Consider the following 15588-nt stretch of genomic DNA (forward strand, 5'->3'; position numbering starts at 1 on the left):
CTAACAGGCGTGCGATCGAACTAAGCGTGGCGCCCTGGCCGTGCTGAATCATGATGGTCGCACGCTCTTCTGGACTCAGGTGATGGTAGCTGGATGACATGGCAACACTCTTTTTGGATAGTGTTGCACTTGTTTCCTGAGCCTACGCATGCAGGTGGCAGAGCTCATGGACAACGATGTAGTCGATGACATTGGCCGGGGCCATCATGCATTTCCAGTGGAAATTCAGTGCCCCTGATTTGCTGGCGCTGGCCCAGCGGAAACCCATTTCCTTGACGCGGATAGGGCCGGGCTCGACGCCGACTTTCGGAGCGAATGCTCGAACCCTATCTTGAAACCGCTGCTCACCCTTCGCGGTGTAGAAGCGCTCGAAGGCCGCTTTGGCTGTTGCGCTGCCGCTTTGGTCGATCACGTCGCGGCGCAGGCAGAAGCGCCCGTTGCTCAGCAGCAGGTCGGCGTGTTGGTCTTTGACCAGTTCCAGCTTGTGCGAGCGGCCTAGATACAAGAACGTCTCACCGCTGACCCACTCGCGCGCAATCGCGCTGGCATTCAGGTCGCGCCACTCTGCCAGGCTCCGATAGATCCACATCCGTTTGCTGTGGACGACGGCATCGACTTGTTCCGGAGAGAAGTGCGCCGGCGGCCGCACTGCCACACGGCCATCCCGCTCGATGACGATATCCGTGGTCTTGCGCTCGGTACCCTACATATAGCCACTAAATGCAACGCTATCGCCGCAAGTTATTTACAGTGTCACCAGCGTCATTGACCAATGCCGCCACAACTCTGAGCAAACACCCCTCCATATCGCAGGGTAGAGAACCCCGGCTGTCATTACCGTCAAAGCGAAATTCACGACTACAGTTGTCGGCTGGTCTGCTGTGAATGCGGGGCTGCTGAAATCTGAGTGACGTGACTGGCGATAGGGGATGCTCGGTTCACCAGCTAGCAAAGTGTTCTCGAACGGAGACATTTCGGCTGCGGAATGACCTGTCACTTCAAGACCTATCCGGTCGATCCGAAACGGACACCTAGCCGTGGCACATTGGATTCTTCGCGCCAGCCTGATGCATGGCCTTTACTAGTAGTTTGCCCGAAGGCTATCCTCTGGCTGTGAGATCGCTTTCTTCGACATCCAATACTGTACGAGTGTTGCTGTGCTTGGCACTGGCAGCGATGCAGCTATCGAGCGTGCATGCGCACGTCGATCTGGATGATCACGAAGAGACTCACTCTCACGCACACCACTTTGAGTTGGATGCAGATCCTCATGGCTTCTGGGACGGTGTTAGTGCCGAAGACAGTAGCCAGCATCTCGACATCTCGAATGCGGCGATCCCGTCACGTGATCGGTCTGTCGCCCCCGATGTTGATGACATTGAGATCTGCGCAGCCATCGCTCGAGAGCCGCCGGCAGGCTTAGCACCGGAGCAGCGATCGCATGTGTTGCGGCCGCCTGACTTCGCCCAGCTAGCATCGAGCGACCACTTCTTCTGGCCCCCACTGCGCGGGCCGCCTGTGTTTTCCGTGACCTGAATCGCTGGTCGGCGCTTGTGCGCTGACCAACTTGCTCCTGTCAGGAGCTATCTTCACGGAGACAACCATGTCTATTCATGCTGCGCGCCAGATTTTACTGGCTGCGCTTCTGCTGCCGCTATCTGCAAATGCGGTGGCAAATCAACTGAGTTTGGAAACTGCCGTTGACAGGGCACTGGCTTCCAACCCCTCTCTATCCAGCCTGCAATTCGATGAACGGGCACTTGCCGCAGAATCGCGGCAAGCCGGGCTGATACCGAATCCGGAACTGACCATCAGTGCCGAAGACGCCTTTGGCACCGGACAACGGCAGGCTCTGGACGACTTGCAAACAACGCTCAGCCTCAGTCAGGTACTCGAGCGTGGCCTACGGGTGCGCCGCGTTGCTGTTGCTGACGCGCGTTACGATGCCTTTGGCACCGAGCAGCGGGCTGAGCGCTTGGATGTTGCGGCAGAAACCGCGCGACGGTTTGTCGAAGTGTTGGGTCTGCAAGCAAAGCTCGCGCTTGCGAATGAGGCGGTCAGCCTTGCAGATGCGGCAGAGTCCGCTGCGAATGATCGTGTTCGCACCGCAAAAGCTCCAGACGCGGAGGTTTTGCGGGCACGTGCTGACTTGGCCCGAGCACGCCTGGTCGCCGAGGACGCAGAACACGAATTGCTGACCAGCCGCAGACGCCTTGCAGCGCAATGGGGCGAAACCGGAATGGTGGATGCCCTGGAGGCTGCCGGTGACCTGTTGGCCTTGCCTGATACCGCGCCGCTAGACCAGCTCGAGCAACGCGTTAGCGAGAACCCGGACCTACTTCGGTTCAATTCTCTGCAGGACATTCGGCTCGCAGAACTCCGGCTGCAGCAGGAACGCGCAAAGCCAAGTTGGACGGTTTCGGCCGGCGTGCGGCACTTTGCCCGCGGCGATGACGTGGCTGGCGTTGCCAGTCTGACCATTCCCTTGTCCTTCCGCGACCGGAACAGCGGGAACATTGCGGCGAGCGAAGCCCGGGTGTCTCAGGTCGAGACTGACCGCAATGCAGCCAATGTGCAGATCCGCACGCAACTGTTTGCCTGGTTGCAGGAACTTCGCCACGCCCATCACGTCGTCGAGACCTTGCAAGCCAGCGTGATACCGGATTCGCAGCGCGCCCTCGAGGCAACGCGGCGTGCCTACCAGCGAGGCCGCTACGGCTATCGCGAACTGCAATTGGCGCGAAGCGATGTGCTCGCTGCTCGCGAGCAACTGATCGAAGCCGCCACCAATGCACACCGCTTCGCGATCGAAATTGACCGTTTGGTCGGGGGCAGCCAAGGGCTGCTGAACCCCGCTCAAACCGCACAGTGAGACCACACATGAATTTTCTAAACATTCTCGGTCGCATGCGTGCGACCCACCTGGCGTTTTTTGCGCTATCAATCTCCGCGCTCGGCCTCGTCGCCTGTGGCCCGACGGATTCTGCGCACAATCCTGCTGCCCAGACCGCGCACGACGCCTCCGCGGCAGACGAACCTGAGAAAGGCCCGAATGGCGGCCGCATGCTGCGCAGCAACGGTTTTGCCATTGAACTGGACATTTTTGAAACGGGCGTACCGCCCGAGTACCACGCTTGGCCGACGCAGGAGGGCGAAGCAGTGCCGCTGGATGAAGTGGAACTGGTGGTGAAGTTGGAGCGCCTTGGCGATGTGGTCGACCGCTTTGATTTCTCGCCAAAGGGTGACTATTTGCTCGGAGACGGCGTCGTCACCGAGCCACACTCGTTCCGGGTCGTCGTGGAGGCAAAGTACGGCGGGAAACGGTACGACTGGGCATTCGATAGCTACGAAGGTCGCACCACCATCCCAGCCGAGATTGCGGCGACCGCAGGCGTGCGTACGGAAACTGCCGGCCCACAGACACTCATTGAAACCGTTCCGCTGTACGGCCAGATCGTGGCTCGGCCAGATGGTCATGCGCAAGTGGCCGCCCGATTCCCCGGCGTCATTCGCTCGGTGTCGGCCGCACTTGGACAAACCGTCCGCCGCGGGCAAGCGCTTGCGGTGATTGAAAGCGACGACAGCCTGCGTCGATACACGATCACCGCACCCATCGACGGGACGATCTCTCAGCAGTCTGCAACGGTCGGGGAACACAGCGGGCAACGAACCTTGTTTGCAATCGTCGATGCCCGTCAAGTTGTTGCCAACCTCGCCGTGTTTCCGGCGCAGCGTGGCCAAATCAAGGTGGGTGCTGCGGTCACAGTGACCAGCGCCAGCAGTCCGGCCACAGCTCGAGGCCAAGTCACGGACATTGGCGTAATGAGCGGTCCGAACCAAGCCGTGACCGCGCGCGTATTGATCGACAACGCGGATGGCCAATTCGCACCCGGCACGCAAGTCACCGCACGCGTGATGGTTGCCGAACACGCCGTGCCATTGGCGGTCAAGCGCAGCGGATTGCAGGCCTTTCGTGATTTCACAGTGGTGTACGCACTGGTCGATGAAACCTACGAAGTCCGCATGCTCGATCTGGGACAAGCGCACGGTGACTGGATCGAGGTCCTGGGTGGTCTCGCACCCGGAACGCGGTACGTGACCGAGAACAGTTTTCTGATCAAGGCCGACATCGAAAAGTCCGGCGCATCACACGACCACTAGAGGCCGCCATGCTTGACTCAATCATCAGATTCTCGGTGCACCAACGCATCGTGATCCTCGCGATTGTCCTGGCTGTTGCCGGCCTGGGCATTTACAACTTCAACCGCTTGACGATCGACGCCGTGCCGGACATCACCAATGTTCAGGTGATCGTGCTCACCGAAGCAACGGGGTATACGCCACTGGAGGTCGAACAGCGCATCAGTTTCCCACTCGAAACCGCCATGTCAGGCTTGCCCAGCCTGGACTACACGCGCTCGATTTCTCGCTACGGGCTGTCGCAGATCACCGTTGTCTTCAATGAAGGCACTGACATCTACTTTGCCAGGCAGCAGGTCACTGAGCGTCTAACAGCGGCGCAAGCGCAATTGCCGCCCGGCATCGAACCCGCGCTGGGACCAACCGCAACCGGTTTGGGCGAGATCTTCATGTTCACCGTTGATGCCGCCCCGGAGGCGACCATGCCCGACGGCTCACCGGTGACGCCGACGGACTTGCGTTCGGTGCACGACTGGATCATCCGCCCGCAATTGCTGCGGGTGCCTGGGGTGGTGGAGGTCAACCCGATTGGCGGTCAGAACAAGCAAATCGTGGTGGCCCCAGATCCCGCGATGCTGCTGGCCCATGGGCTGACCTTCGACATGCTGCTGGAGAAGATTGCCGCCAACAACAGCAACCGAGGTGCGGGATTCATTGAACGCAATGGTGCCCAACAGCTCGTGCGCGTGCCGGGCCAGGCAACAGACATGGAGGCCCTTGAACGCATCGTCGTCAGCCAGTCCGACGGCGTGCCGGTTCATCTGGGCGATGTTGCGTCGGTATCAGTCGGTGCCGAACTGCGCAGCGGTGCGGCTACGCAAAACGGGCGTGAAGTGGTGCTGAGCACGGTCTTCATGCTGATTGGCGAGAACAGTCGAGAGGTTGCTCAAGCGGTTGCTGAACGCCTGGAAGTCGTCAAGGAGAGCTTGCCCGAAGGCATTGAAGTCGCGACGGCCTACAACCGCACGAACCTGGTCAACCAGACCCTGAAGACCGTGCAGAAGAACCTGCTGGAAGGGGCCTTGCTGGTTGTGGTTGTGCTGTTCTTGTTGCTCGGCAACATCCGCGCGGCCCTGCTGACGGCGGCCGTTATTCCGGCCGCGATGCTGATGACGATCACCGGCATGGTCGAGAATCAGGTCAGCGCCAATCTGATGAGCCTGGGTGCGCTGGACTTTGGTCTGATCGTCGATGGCGCAGTGATTATTGTCGAGAACTGCATGCGGCGTCTGTCGGTGGCATCGGAAGAACGATCTGAACGACTGCCGCTGTCAGAGCGATTGGACCTGGTCATCGAGGCGACCCGCGAAGTCATTCGGCCAGCCTTGTTTGGCGTGTTCATCATTACCGCTGTGTACCTGCCGATCTTCAGCCTGACGGGCGTTGAGGGCAAGATGTTCCACCCGATGGCCTTCACGGTGGTGATCGCACTCGTCAGCGCCATGATCCTCTCGCTGACGTTCGTCCCGGCTTGCGTAGCCTTGCTGTTCCGCAAGCCGGTCAAGGAAGGGCGCAATCCCATCATGCACGGTGCCAAGGTGGCCTATGCGCCGCTGCTGCGGTTCGCGTTGAAAGGCCGGTACATCCTGGTGCCGGCGGCTGCCATTCTGGTGGTCGCGTGCATCGGTCTGGCCACTCGGATGGGCAGCGAGTTCCTGCCCAACCTGGACGAAGGCGACATCGCCATGCATGCGCTGCGCATCCCAGGCACCTCGCTGTCGCAGGCGGTTTCGCTACAGGAGCAGCTCGAGAATCGCATCAAGGAACTGCCGGAGGTCGAGCGTGTCTTCGCCAAGATCGGCACCGCAGACGTCGCGACCGATGCGGTGCCGCCGAGCGTGGCGGATAACTTCATCATGCTCAAACCGCGCAGTGAGTGGCCCGACCCAGGCAAGCCCAAGGCGCAGGTTGTGGCTGATCTGGAGGCAGCGGTCACGCCAATACCAGGCAACCGCTACGAGTTCTTGCAGCCAATCCAGATGCGCTTCAACGAGCTGATCGCCGGGGTGCGCGCCGAACTCGCAATCAAGATCTTCGGCGACGATTTCGACACCCTGGTCGAGCTTGGCGATGCCATGGAAGAGACCCTGGGCACAGTGCCCGGTGCAGTCGACATCCAGGTCGAGCAAGCCACTGGTCTACCGGTGCTGACAGTGCATCCGCGCCTGGAACGCCTTTCACGCCTTGGTCTGAGCATCGACGACGTTCAAGATGTGGTGGCAACGGCTGTCGGCGGATCTGAGGCAGGCGTGTTCTACGACGGCGATCGCCGCCACGCCATCGTCGTGCGCATGGCAGAGACCACACGAGCGGACACGGATGCCCTCGCCAACCTGCCCGTGGCGCTACCTGGGGGTGGGTTTACCCCACTGTCCGAGATCGTCGACTTCGAACTCGCACTTGGCCTGAACCAGATCAAACGTGAGAACGGCAAGCGTCATGTGATCGTGACTGCCAATGTCCGGGGCCGTGATTTGGGTTCATTCGTCGCTGACGTACAGGCCGCGGTGGCGGACTCCGTCGAGATTCCGGCGGGGTACTGGGTCGATTACGGTGGCACGTTTGAGCAGTTGGAGTCCGCCGCCAAGCGGCTGGCCATTGTTGTGCCGGTCACGCTACTCCTGATCATGGGCCTGCTGCTGATGGCGCTGGGTTCCGTGCGTGATGCCCTCGTCATCTTCAGCGGCGTTCCCCTGGCGCTGACCGGCGGGATTCTGGCGCTTTGGATGCGCGGCATCCCGCTGTCAATCTCGGCTGCCGTTGGCTTTATTGCCCTGTCTGGCATCGCCGTGCTCAACGGCCTGGTCATGGTCAGCTTTATCCGGGATCTGCGGGCACACGGCCGCAGCCTGGATGACGCGATCATCGAAGGCGCGATGACGCGCCTGCGGCCAGTGCTGATGACCGCCCTGGTTGCCGGGCTGGGCTTCGTGCCCATGGCCTTCAACACCGGGATAGGCAGTGAGGTGCAGCGGCCACTGGCGACTGTTGTCATCGGCGGCATCTTTTCCTCGACGCTGCTCACGCTACTCGTCCTTCCCGGGCTTTACAGAATGCTGGCTGCCAAAGCCGCAGCCAAACCTGAAACGGCCACTCAAGATCTCGCGACCTCAGCGTCGTGAACAATCTCAACATACGGAGAATCCCAATGAAGAACATCACTTTCGCAACGCTTTTGCTGGTCAGCACCGGCGCCCTGGCGCATGGCAACCATGGATTTGACGACTACGTCCCCATTGTTCCTGCCCCCGCCGTCGAGGAGGACACGACTGATTGCGAGCCCACAACGCGGGATGAGGCGGGTCAGCGCCCGGGTGCCGACAGGGCCAGCAGCGACGCGGGCAAGAATGCAACTGACCCCGGCGGTGAGGCTGGGAATTCGCCGAGCGCGGCGAGCAAGCCCGCAAAGCCGTGCCGTCAGAATCCGCAGACTATGCCGGGCGAACCCAACGAACCTGAATCATCGAGCTAGCAGATGCGGAAACAACCATTGTCAATTCAAAGTACCGCCACGGCGCTCGTCGCGCTCCTGGCGTGCTTTTCCGTTACCGCTTTTGCACACGGTGTCTCGGGCGGCGATCAGGGCTTTCTCGAGTCCAGCACCGGCACGCATCTGATCCCGTTTCTGTACCTGGGTGCCAAGCACATGGTCACCGGCTACGACCATCTGTTGTTCTTGCTCGGCGTGATTTTCTTTCTGTATCGGGCACGCGATGTGGCCTTGTACGTCACGCTGTTTTCAATTGGACACAGCGTGACGCTGCTGTTTGGGGTGCTGAGCGGCGCTCACATCAACCCGTACATTGTCGACGCCATCATCGGCCTATCAGTGGTCTACAAGGGCTTCGACAACATCGGCGGTTTTCGGAAGTGTTTCGGCTTTCAGCCCAACACCCGCTGGGCTGTGCTGTTGTTCGGGCTGGTCCACGGGTTCGGTTTGGCGACCAAACTGCAGGATCTGTCGCTATCCGAGGATGGGCTGATTCCGAACATGATTGCGTTCAACATTGGCGTTGAAGTCGGCCAGTTGCTGGCCCTGGGCCTCATCCTCATCGTGATGACTGCTTGGCGGCAACGCCAGAGTTTCAATCGCCATGCATTCGCAGCAAACGTTGCGCTGATGTGCGCGGGCTTCCTCTTGACCGGCTACCAGATGGTCGGATTCATGATTGGCCACTAGGAGTATTTATGTCGACAAGTACAACATCGCCTGAGATTTCAGGACGAAAATTGATGATCAGCACGGTCGGGGCGGCACTGGTCGCCCTGGTGATCCTGGTCATCGCCGTACTGCCTGCGGAGTTCGGGCGGGACCCCACGGGCCTTGGTCAGGCCTTGGGGCTGACCGCACTGAGTCAGGCTTCAGACGGCCCAGCAGACCTAGTGCCGGATGGACGCTCGGGCACGTCGGGCGCGGACATGCCCTCAGTGGTTGCCGAGGCTGCGGCCTACGCAACAGAGCAGCGCACCTTGACGCTCGCCCCAGGCGAAGGTGTCGAGATCAAGGCTCTGATGGCTCAAGGACAGAGCTTTGTATTCAGTTGGAACGCTTCCGAGCCTGTCCATTTCGACATGCACGGCGAGCCACCCGGCGATGCGGACGACTTTGAAAGCTACTGGCGCGAGCGATCCCGATCAGCATCTTCAGGGCTTCTGATCGCGCCGTTCGACGGCACTCATGGTTGGTACTGGAAAAACCCGAATAGCGGCCCGGTCACGATCAACGTGCAACTGAGCGGCTTCTTCGAAAAAGTCTATCGGCCATAGGCGGCCTATCCTTGCTCTATCTCGCAATCAAGGTACTGCTGTCTGCCGGGGTGATTGTGCTCGCTTCCGAACTGGCGAAGCGCAGCACATTGCTTGGTGCATTGATCGTCTCGCTGCCACTGGTGTCGGTGTTGGCGATGTCATGGTTATACGTGGAAACTGGTGATGCGAGACGCGTGGCGAGCATGTCGAAGGACGTGTTTTTCTTGGTACTGCCGTCCCTAGCGCTCTTCATTGTGCTGCCTGTACTGATTGACCGCGGGGTTGGCTATTGGTCCGCGCTGGCGCTGGCGAGCGCGCTGACCGCGTCGCTTTACGGCTTGCTGGTTTGGGTTCGCTGAGGTGGGGCGCAGTCTATGCAATGCGCGCCAAAAGGCGACGTGGCACGTGTGGCCCAAAAGGCGGTCTGTGCAATTGTAGGGCGTGCACGATTCATGAGTAGCTGGATGCTTCACCGCGCCGTCCCATTGTCATCGGTTAGTCGCTCGAAGTTGCGATCATTCTTCTTCGCAGAACAACAGCAGCGCTTTGCGTAGTGCAATAAATTTCGTATCGCCGAGGCTGATCGCTATCGAGCGGAGAACGGCAAGAAAAAACTCCTCCCGACCCAAAATAGGTGAATACCGGAAAGCACGACCGTGTTTCCATCGCCGTAAAGCTCGCTTGTTGTGGAGTCGGCTCAACGTCGACAGGATGGTGTTCAGAGAGCGTTTTCGATCTTGGTTCATTCGTTCATGCACCGCACGAGCATCGGATTCTCCAGCCGCCCACAACACATTCAAAACTGCAATTTCAAGCTCGCCGAGCGGTAGACGAATGTCGACAAGTTTTTTCGAGTTCATCATTCATTCACCGATTAGGTCGTTCATGTAATGACCCAGTGATTTTCTGCTCAGGTGATACTACCCAGAGGAAGCACACATGAGCACGACGATCGTGGATGAAGAGATCAAGCGTTGGACGGCCAAGCGTAAGGCCGTTCTGGTTACCGAGATTCTGCAGGGCAAGACCACTGTATCTGAAGCCAGCCGGAACTATGACCTCACACCAGCTGAAGTTGAGGAGTGGGTTGATCAGGCCCGCAAAGGGATGGAGAACGCCCTGAAAGCCAAGCCGCAGGATATTCGCGAGCAGTACGAGCGGCAGTTGCGAGATCTCCAGGAAGCCTACGGCGAAGCGATGCTGGAGCTGCGCGCAAGAAAGAAATTCCAGTCCCTGCTGGGCGAGGACGAGACCTGATCATGGGTCTCCAGCAGGGACTCATGGACGACGGCTACGAAGTCTCGGTCAGCAAGTTGTGCCGTCGGTTTGGCGTGCCTCGGCGGTCGTTCTACTACAAACCCACCCAATCGCCACCCAAGGTGCAGGCTCACTTTGAAGTCCCCATCAAGGCGCTAATCGAAGCAGAGCCGTCCTTCGGATACCGCACGGTGGCCCACTTGCTTGGCTGCAATAAAAACACCGTCCAAAGGATCTTTCAGATCCGCGGCTGGCAAGTCAGGAAGCGAGCTGTGGGCCAGCGGCCACGTATCCAGGCCTTGCCATCGGTGGCCGACCACCCCAATGAGCGCTGGGCGACTGATCTGTGTCGCGTCTGGTGCGGCCAACACGGTTGGTGCTCCTTGGCGGTTCTGATGGACTGCTGCACGCGAGAGTTGTTGGGCTGGCACTTGTCCAAAAGCGGCAAGGCCAGAACCGCTGAAGCCGCCTTGGAACAGGCATTGATCAGCCGATATGGCTCATTGGGCATCGCAAAAGACGACATCCTGCTCCGTAGCGACAACGGTCTGGTCTTCACCTCACGCAGCTACCGCGCACTGGTGCGCAGCTACGGCATCCGCCAGGAATTCATCACCCCGCACACCCCGCAGCAAAACGGCATGGTCGAACGTCTGATCCGCACGCTCAAGGAGCAATGTGTGCATCGACATCGATTCGAAACCATCCAGCACGCCAAACGCGTAATTGCAGATTGGATCACCTTCTACAACGCGAAACGCCCCCACCAGGCGCTTGGCATGAAGACACCCGCTGAAGCCTTTGCTTTAGCAGCCTGACCTGTGCAGGAAATGCTGGGTCATTACACCTCGAACGAACTACCTCTGAATGGCAGCTCTTGGCACCCACCTGCCGGCGGGCGGTGATCCAAGGCCGCAGCCAGCCCAAAGCGGTCCTTGAGGTTGGTAGATGACACTCTGGACTGTGGCTACAGCGGACCGTGCCTAAGCCCAAAAGGTCGCTACCTCGTAGCGAGGAATGTTTTCGTCTCGCGTGAGCAAAGTTAGGCCATGCGCTTGGCACTGTGCCACGAGCATCCTGTCAAAAGGGTCGCGGTGAATGGATGGAAGGTGGCCAGCCATTTGGCCGTGAACAAAGCTGATCGGCATTTCCTGGAAGCCTTCCTCGTCTAACAGTGACGCAATTTCGTCTGGCGCCTCCAGCTTCCCTAGTGCCTTCTTGATCGAAATTTCCCAGCCTGTAGCCGCGCTGACGAAAACCTGGTTTTCTGGTGCTTTGATCCGGTCTCGTACACCTGTGGGGAGCCGTGAGTCATCGGCCAGCCACCACAAGAACGTGTGTGTATCGAGCATGAAAGCCATCGTTACCCTGCCTCAAAGCTGTCGATGACATCCCGAGGCGTTGCGTCAAAATCTGGAGCCATTTCGATTTGGCCTTTGAGTCGACCTGGCTTGCGTTCGGTGCGTTCGTGCTTGTGGGGAACGAGGTCAAGATATGGCTTGCCGGCTTTGGCGATAACGATCTTCTCGCCATTCCAGGCCATTTCTCCGAGCTTTGAAAGCTGCGACTTGGCCTCATGCATGTTGACTTGTTTCATTGCTAAATGCCCCTAGCTAAGGTTAGCTAACCTAGGCGATTTGGTCGGGTCAGTCAAGCGGGCGCCGAGGGCCGCTGCCTGTCGATAGCAGCCCCGAAGTAATACCATCGCGAGTGACCGCGTTTGGCACGAAGCGGTCCAAGTCAGGACTTCACTTTAAGGTAGTGAGTACGAGTACTCTCTGCCGAGCGGGTCCTCAACGAGCAATGACGCCGTTCGTCGAGTTTTGTTTCCACAGCTTTGAAGCTGGACAAACTTTATTAAAAAAAGACAGCCTTAATTAATAAGGAACATTTCCCGGATGGGATGTCGCAAATATTTGCAATATGCAAAATAGAATTCGCAATATGCGTCGCGGTACGAAAAGAATCGGCTCGTGATGAGGGTGCAAACCCTGTTCGGTGTTGGACGCTTGGAGGCTGCATGATCTGCTTGGGAAGCACTGAGTTATCCGCGCCACCAAGACGGAGCCGGTTTTCCCGCGAGCCCAGGCGGAGTGAGTGCCGCTTGGTCATTCCAAGTCAGCGAACGACAACGCAGGATCGCGGGAAAACCGGCCCGTTCCGTCTGGATTGCGCCTGCAAACAGGCCAGACGGCGTTGCTCGTCGTTCATTTGGAATGACCAAACTTCGCTCCTCGCGCTTTGCCTGGCCTGTTTGCAGGCAGCAACTTGGCGGCGCGGATAACTCAGTGCTTCCCTTGGAATCGAACGTCCTGCGTCGCTTGGCGACAGACATCGGCGAGGAGGGGCTGCAACAGGCGCTTGCGCTGTTTCATGAGGAGTTGAGTCAGGTGGCCGACGAGCTGACGCCGGTGGCGCTTGACTCGGCGCGGCTGGCCAAACAGGCCCATGTCATCAAGAGCTCATCGGCGACCTTTGGCGCGACCTTGTTGCGAGAGCTGGCGGCGGATATCGAATCGCGAGCGCAGTCCGGCGAGCCGGTGCCGGTGGCCGATCTGCAGCGGTTGCAGGCGGTGCTGGTCGACACCATGGCGGCTGTGACCGCTGAGCTCGACGCTGGAGGGCGCTAATGGAGCCGGCCCGCAAAACGCAGCGAGCGCTGCTGATCGAGGACACCCCGTCGTTGGCCCTGGTTTATCAAGGCTATCTACGTCGCCTGGGCTTCGAGGTGCAGTGGTGCAAGCTGGGACATGAGGGACTGGCGGCGGCTCGCGATCAGCCGCCCGATTTGATGCTGCTGGATTTGCAGCTGCCGGATGTGCACGGCACTGAAGTGTTGGCGCAATTGCAGTCCGACACCGCGGCGTTCCCACGCATCGTCATTACGGCGCATGGCTCCGTCGAGCATGCGGTCAAGGCGATGCGTCTGGGCGCTGCGGATTTTCTGGAAAAGCCGTTTACCGCCGAACGCCTGGAGATCACCTTACGCAATGTCATGGATCAGGCGGCGCTGCGAGAGCAGGTCCGTGTTATCCGTGAAGAAATCGAGCGTGACGGGTACGCTGGCTTTGTTGGACGCTCGCTACCGATGCAGGTGGTCTACCGGATTATCGATAGCGCCGCAGCCAGCCGCGCTCCCGTGTTCATCACCGGAGAGTCGGGGACGGGCAAGGAGTTATGCGCCCAGGCCATCCATGAGCGCAGCGACCGCGCGGGTGGCCCCATGATCGCTGTGAACTGCGGTGCCATTCCCAGAGAACTGTTCGAAAGCGAGATTTTCGGCCATCAGAAAGGTGCATTCAGTGGCGCAACACGGGACCGTGTGGGCGCTGCCGAGCAGGCAGATGGCGGCACGCTGTTTCTCGACGAGATCGGCGAGATGGACACCGATCTTCAGGTCAAACTGCTGCGGTTTTTGCAGACAGGCCGTATTCAGCCCGTGGGTGCGACGCGGGATCGCGCCGTGGATGTCCGTGTGGTCTGCGCGACCAATCGCGACCCGATTCAACAAATTGCCGAGGGGCGTTTCAGAGAGGACCTCTACTACCGACTCAATGTCATTCCCATCGAAATGCCACCGCTGCGTGATCGTGGCGAGGATGTGCGGAGCATTGCCGACCATTTCCTCCGGCGGCTGTCCGAACGCGAGGGGCGGCCGGTTAAGCGCTTGGCGCCCGAGGTCCAATCGTTGCTGACGGGCTACGACTGGCCCGGCAATGTGAGGCAGCTGTACAACGTGATCTACAACATCGTGTTGCTGCAGTCGGGCCCCGAAGTCTCTGCAGACATGTTGCCGGCAGCCTTGCTGCGCTCGACTGCGAGCCCAGCCCCCGAGCCGACCGCGCCGCAGGCGATGGCCTCCGGTGTGTCGTTGGCGCCGCCGGGCCCACCCGCGATCGAGCCGCTCTGGCAGGTGGAGAAACGCGTGATCGAACAGGCATTAGCGCAATGCGACGGCAACGTGACCGTGGCGGCATCGTATCTGGGGGTCAGTCCATCGACGGTTTATCGAAAGATCAAGCAGTGGGGGCAGCCGCCAGTGGCCTGAAGCACCCGGTCCCGATTAATCCGCCTGCCTGATGCGGGACCTGTGCCGCGCATCAATCCGGCTGGCGGGGCGCCTCTGGGGTCTGCTGGGCGGCGGGCCGCGCCGGCTTGTAGACATTGAAGGTGCCCACGGCAAATGCGACGGGCGCGTCGCTGTCGCGGTCAAACGCGGTCCCCGTTACGACGAGTAACGACTTGCCTTCGGACTGCACCTGCGTGCGCGTGTACAGCGACGTGCCGACGGCTGCAGGACGAAGAAAGTTGACCTTCATCTCGACGGTGCTGGCCGCACTACCGCGCTGGAGCGCAACCTCCATGGCCTGCATGCCGAGGGCGGTGTCCAACAGGGCCATGAGGGCTCCGCCGTGCGCCACGCCGGGGCCGCCCTGGAGCTCAGGGGTCACCGTCATCTGGGTCGACGGGCCGTGTTCGGTGGTGTGCAGGGTCAGGCCCAAGGTGGCAAACAGGCCACCTAGCGACTTGAGCTTGGCAAAGACGGTCTTCAGATCCACGGCGGGCAGTCCGGTTTCTTCTCAGCGTAGGCAGCGATGTTAGATCAGCGCTTCCTTAAAAAATCCAGGCGATCAGCAGCCAGAGCACAACGAAGAACGCGAAGAATCCGAGCAGCATGAATTGCAATTCTCCGATGAGCCCGTCTCCTGCGACCAGGGCGAAGACAACGAAAATCACAAAACTGGCGACAAATGCTGCGATGGCGGCTGACTTGAGGCCCAGCCCGGGGGCCAGATGCTGGGCATTGAGATCCGCCAGCCAGGGCAGGGCGAACAACAAACCGGCCCCGGCGATGACAAGCACCACGGCAATCCCGGCGGCAAATCGCCAGGCCTCCCGCCGATCCCGCCGCTCGGTCTCGCCCATCATGTGGCGGCTTGTTGCTGCTTGATCAAATCCCTGAAGTCATGCGGACGCGGGATGCCGAGCACCTCGATCTCCGGCTCGTCTCCGGCGGTGTAGATGGACAGCCGGCCGACACCCAGCATCCGATCCAGCAGGGATTGATAAACGTTGACGGTACGGACCGACTCGGCGCTGAGTTCTGTGCGGTTCTTGCTCAGCAGCCCGCGTTCCAGAACCACATCACGGCCCACGAACTCCAGCTTGGTCGAGCGACATTTCAGATACCACCACATCAGGATCAGGATGCCGATGGCCACCGGAATCAGCAGGACGGCCAGGATAAAGCCGAAGGGGTGGTTGCGGAACATGGCTGGATGTTCGGAATAACTGGGCGTCACGCGGTGCATCTCTGCTGCGAATCGGGGCCGGTGATTGTGACCTGAATGGCCGTGGCAGGCGAGCCGGGTTGCGGCCGGT

The 15588-nt window shown here is 59.9% G+C and carries 19 protein-coding genes; 11 read left to right on the plus strand and 8 right to left on the minus strand.

The genetic code is table 11. From position 1 onward, the window contains the following. Positions 1-100: helix-turn-helix domain-containing protein (locus DEH80_RS17840; RefSeq protein WP_133249082.1), on the minus strand; the 100-nt coding region annotated here is incomplete at its 3' end. A gap of 42 nt (positions 101-142) precedes the next feature. After that, positions 143-679 (minus strand): M48 family metallopeptidase, encoded by a 537-nt coding sequence (locus DEH80_RS15860; RefSeq protein ID WP_109721502.1) that lies wholly within the window; start codon positions 677-679, stop codon positions 143-145. A gap of 924 nt (positions 680-1603) precedes the next feature. Between DEH80_RS15860 and DEH80_RS15870 the strand changes: the two genes are divergently transcribed. Genes DEH80_RS15870 through DEH80_RS15900 form a run of 7 tightly spaced genes read left to right on the plus strand, consistent with a single transcriptional unit; the run spans position 1604 to position 9308 of the window. Next, positions 1604-2872: a TolC family protein gene (locus DEH80_RS15870; RefSeq protein WP_109721504.1), complete on the plus strand. Its 1269-nt coding sequence runs from the start codon at positions 1604-1606 to the stop codon at positions 2870-2872. 8 nt (positions 2873-2880) lie between these two features. Continuing rightward, positions 2881-4161, plus strand: coding sequence for an efflux RND transporter periplasmic adaptor subunit (locus DEH80_RS15875; protein ID WP_109721505.1), 1281 nt, complete (start codon positions 2881-2883; stop codon positions 4159-4161). 8 nt (positions 4162-4169) lie between these two features. Continuing rightward, positions 4170-7322: an efflux RND transporter permease subunit gene (locus tag DEH80_RS15880; protein WP_109721506.1), complete on the plus strand. Its 3153-nt coding sequence runs from the start codon at positions 4170-4172 to the stop codon at positions 7320-7322. Positions 7323-7348: 26 nt separating this feature from the next. Continuing rightward, the gene (locus DEH80_RS15885; protein ID WP_109721507.1) at positions 7349-7672 is read left to right on the plus strand and encodes a hypothetical protein; all 324 of its coding nucleotides are present in this window, start codon (positions 7349-7351) and stop codon (positions 7670-7672) included. A gap of 18 nt (positions 7673-7690) precedes the next feature. After that, positions 7691-8380, plus strand: a complete 690-nt coding sequence (locus DEH80_RS15890; protein WP_243412832.1) for a HupE/UreJ family protein — start codon at positions 7691-7693, stop codon at positions 8378-8380. 53 nt (positions 8381-8433) lie between these two features. Continuing rightward, positions 8434-8967 carry a hypothetical protein gene (locus DEH80_RS15895; RefSeq protein ID WP_109721509.1) on the plus strand — a complete coding sequence of 178 codons (534 nt, stop codon included), beginning with the start codon at positions 8434-8436 and terminating at the stop codon, positions 8965-8967. 11 nt (positions 8968-8978) lie between these two features. Beyond that, positions 8979-9308: a DUF3147 family protein gene (locus tag DEH80_RS15900; RefSeq protein WP_109721510.1), complete on the plus strand. Its 330-nt coding sequence runs from the start codon at positions 8979-8981 to the stop codon at positions 9306-9308. 156 nt (positions 9309-9464) lie between these two features. Here the strand turns inward: DEH80_RS15900 and DEH80_RS15905 are convergent, their stop codons facing one another. Next, positions 9465-9812 carry a BlaI/MecI/CopY family transcriptional regulator gene (locus DEH80_RS15905; RefSeq protein ID WP_109721511.1) on the minus strand — a complete coding sequence of 116 codons (348 nt, stop codon included), beginning with the start codon at positions 9810-9812 and terminating at the stop codon, positions 9465-9467. Positions 9813-9888: 76 nt separating this feature from the next. Between DEH80_RS15905 and DEH80_RS15910 the strand changes: the two genes are divergently transcribed. After that, positions 9889-10206, plus strand: a complete 318-nt coding sequence (locus tag DEH80_RS15910; RefSeq protein WP_109721512.1) for a DUF1153 domain-containing protein — start codon at positions 9889-9891, stop codon at positions 10204-10206. A gap of 2 nt (positions 10207-10208) precedes the next feature. Further along, positions 10209-11024: an IS3 family transposase gene (locus DEH80_RS15915; protein WP_109721513.1), complete on the plus strand. Its 816-nt coding sequence runs from the start codon at positions 10209-10211 to the stop codon at positions 11022-11024. Between the two features lie 165 nt (positions 11025-11189). Here the strand turns inward: DEH80_RS15915 and DEH80_RS15920 are convergent, their stop codons facing one another. Further along, complete coding sequence (locus DEH80_RS15920; RefSeq protein WP_243412833.1) at positions 11190-11558, minus strand: type II toxin-antitoxin system VapC family toxin; 369 nt, start codon at positions 11556-11558, stop codon at positions 11190-11192. An 11-nt stretch (positions 11559-11569) separates the two neighbouring features. Continuing rightward, positions 11570-11803 carry a type II toxin-antitoxin system Phd/YefM family antitoxin gene (locus DEH80_RS15925; RefSeq protein ID WP_109721515.1) on the minus strand — a complete coding sequence of 78 codons (234 nt, stop codon included), beginning with the start codon at positions 11801-11803 and terminating at the stop codon, positions 11570-11572. A 691-nt stretch (positions 11804-12494) separates the two neighbouring features. On the opposite strand from DEH80_RS15925, the gene DEH80_RS15930 reads away from it, so the two are divergent. Both DEH80_RS15930 and DEH80_RS15935 read left to right on the plus strand, forming a co-directional pair. Then, positions 12495-12836 carry an Hpt domain-containing protein gene (locus tag DEH80_RS15930; RefSeq protein ID WP_165831518.1) on the plus strand — a complete coding sequence of 114 codons (342 nt, stop codon included), beginning with the start codon at positions 12495-12497 and terminating at the stop codon, positions 12834-12836. Next, positions 12836-14254 (plus strand): sigma-54-dependent transcriptional regulator, encoded by a 1419-nt coding sequence (locus DEH80_RS15935; protein ID WP_109721517.1) that lies wholly within the window; start codon positions 12836-12838, stop codon positions 14252-14254. The genes DEH80_RS15930 and DEH80_RS15935 overlap by 1 nt, the downstream gene beginning before the upstream one ends. 52 nt (positions 14255-14306) lie before the next feature. Here the strand turns inward: DEH80_RS15935 and DEH80_RS15940 are convergent, their stop codons facing one another. From DEH80_RS15940 to DEH80_RS15950, 3 genes are read right to left on the minus strand one after another with little or no spacing between them, the layout of a single operon-like run. Then, entirely contained in the window at positions 14307-14765 is a 459-nt protein-coding gene (locus tag DEH80_RS15940; protein WP_165831519.1) for a PaaI family thioesterase, read from the minus strand. A 55-nt stretch (positions 14766-14820) separates the two neighbouring features. Next, positions 14821-15132, minus strand: a complete 312-nt coding sequence (locus DEH80_RS15945) for a hypothetical protein (protein ID WP_109721519.1) — start codon at positions 15130-15132, stop codon at positions 14821-14823. After that, entirely contained in the window at positions 15132-15509 is a 378-nt protein-coding gene (locus tag DEH80_RS15950; RefSeq protein ID WP_207774655.1) for a PH domain-containing protein, read from the minus strand. Before DEH80_RS15950 ends, DEH80_RS15945 begins: the two co-directional genes overlap by 1 nt. Positions 15510-15588 lie beyond the last annotated feature (79 nt).

Source organism: Abyssibacter profundi, assembly GCF_003151135.1.
GTDB lineage: Bacteria > Pseudomonadota > Gammaproteobacteria > Nevskiales > OUC007 > Abyssibacter > Abyssibacter profundi.

What these genes read in the sequence shown, in the direction of transcription:
- DEH80_RS15895 (WP_109721509.1), top strand. Translation starts at nt 8,434, where the DNA reads ATGATCAGCACGGTCGGGGCGGCACTGGTCGCCCTGGTGATCCTGGTC.
- DEH80_RS15915 (WP_109721513.1), top strand. Translation starts at nt 10,209, where the DNA reads ATGGGTCTCCAGCAGGGACTCATGGACGACGGCTACGAAGTCTCGGTC.
- DEH80_RS15910 (WP_109721512.1), top strand. Translation starts at nt 9,889, where the DNA reads ATGAGCACGACGATCGTGGATGAAGAGATCAAGCGTTGGACGGCCAAG.
- DEH80_RS15925 (WP_109721515.1), bottom strand. Translation starts at nt 11,803, where the DNA reads ATGAAACAAGTCAACATGCATGAGGCCAAGTCGCAGCTTTCAAAGCTC.
- DEH80_RS15885 (WP_109721507.1), top strand. Translation starts at nt 7,349, where the DNA reads ATGAAGAACATCACTTTCGCAACGCTTTTGCTGGTCAGCACCGGCGCC.
- DEH80_RS15875 (WP_109721505.1), top strand. Translation starts at nt 2,881, where the DNA reads ATGAATTTTCTAAACATTCTCGGTCGCATGCGTGCGACCCACCTGGCG.
- DEH80_RS15945 (WP_109721519.1), bottom strand. Translation starts at nt 15,132, where the DNA reads ATGGGCGAGACCGAGCGGCGGGATCGGCGGGAGGCCTGGCGATTTGCC.
- DEH80_RS15870 (WP_109721504.1), top strand. Translation starts at nt 1,604, where the DNA reads ATGTCTATTCATGCTGCGCGCCAGATTTTACTGGCTGCGCTTCTGCTG.
- DEH80_RS15935 (WP_109721517.1), top strand. Translation starts at nt 12,836, where the DNA reads ATGGAGCCGGCCCGCAAAACGCAGCGAGCGCTGCTGATCGAGGACACC.
- DEH80_RS15880 (WP_109721506.1), top strand. Translation starts at nt 4,170, where the DNA reads ATGCTTGACTCAATCATCAGATTCTCGGTGCACCAACGCATCGTGATC.
- DEH80_RS15905 (WP_109721511.1), bottom strand. Translation starts at nt 9,812, where the DNA reads ATGATGAACTCGAAAAAACTTGTCGACATTCGTCTACCGCTCGGCGAG.
- DEH80_RS15920 (WP_243412833.1), bottom strand. Translation starts at nt 11,558, where the DNA reads ATGCTCGATACACACACGTTCTTGTGGTGGCTGGCCGATGACTCACGG.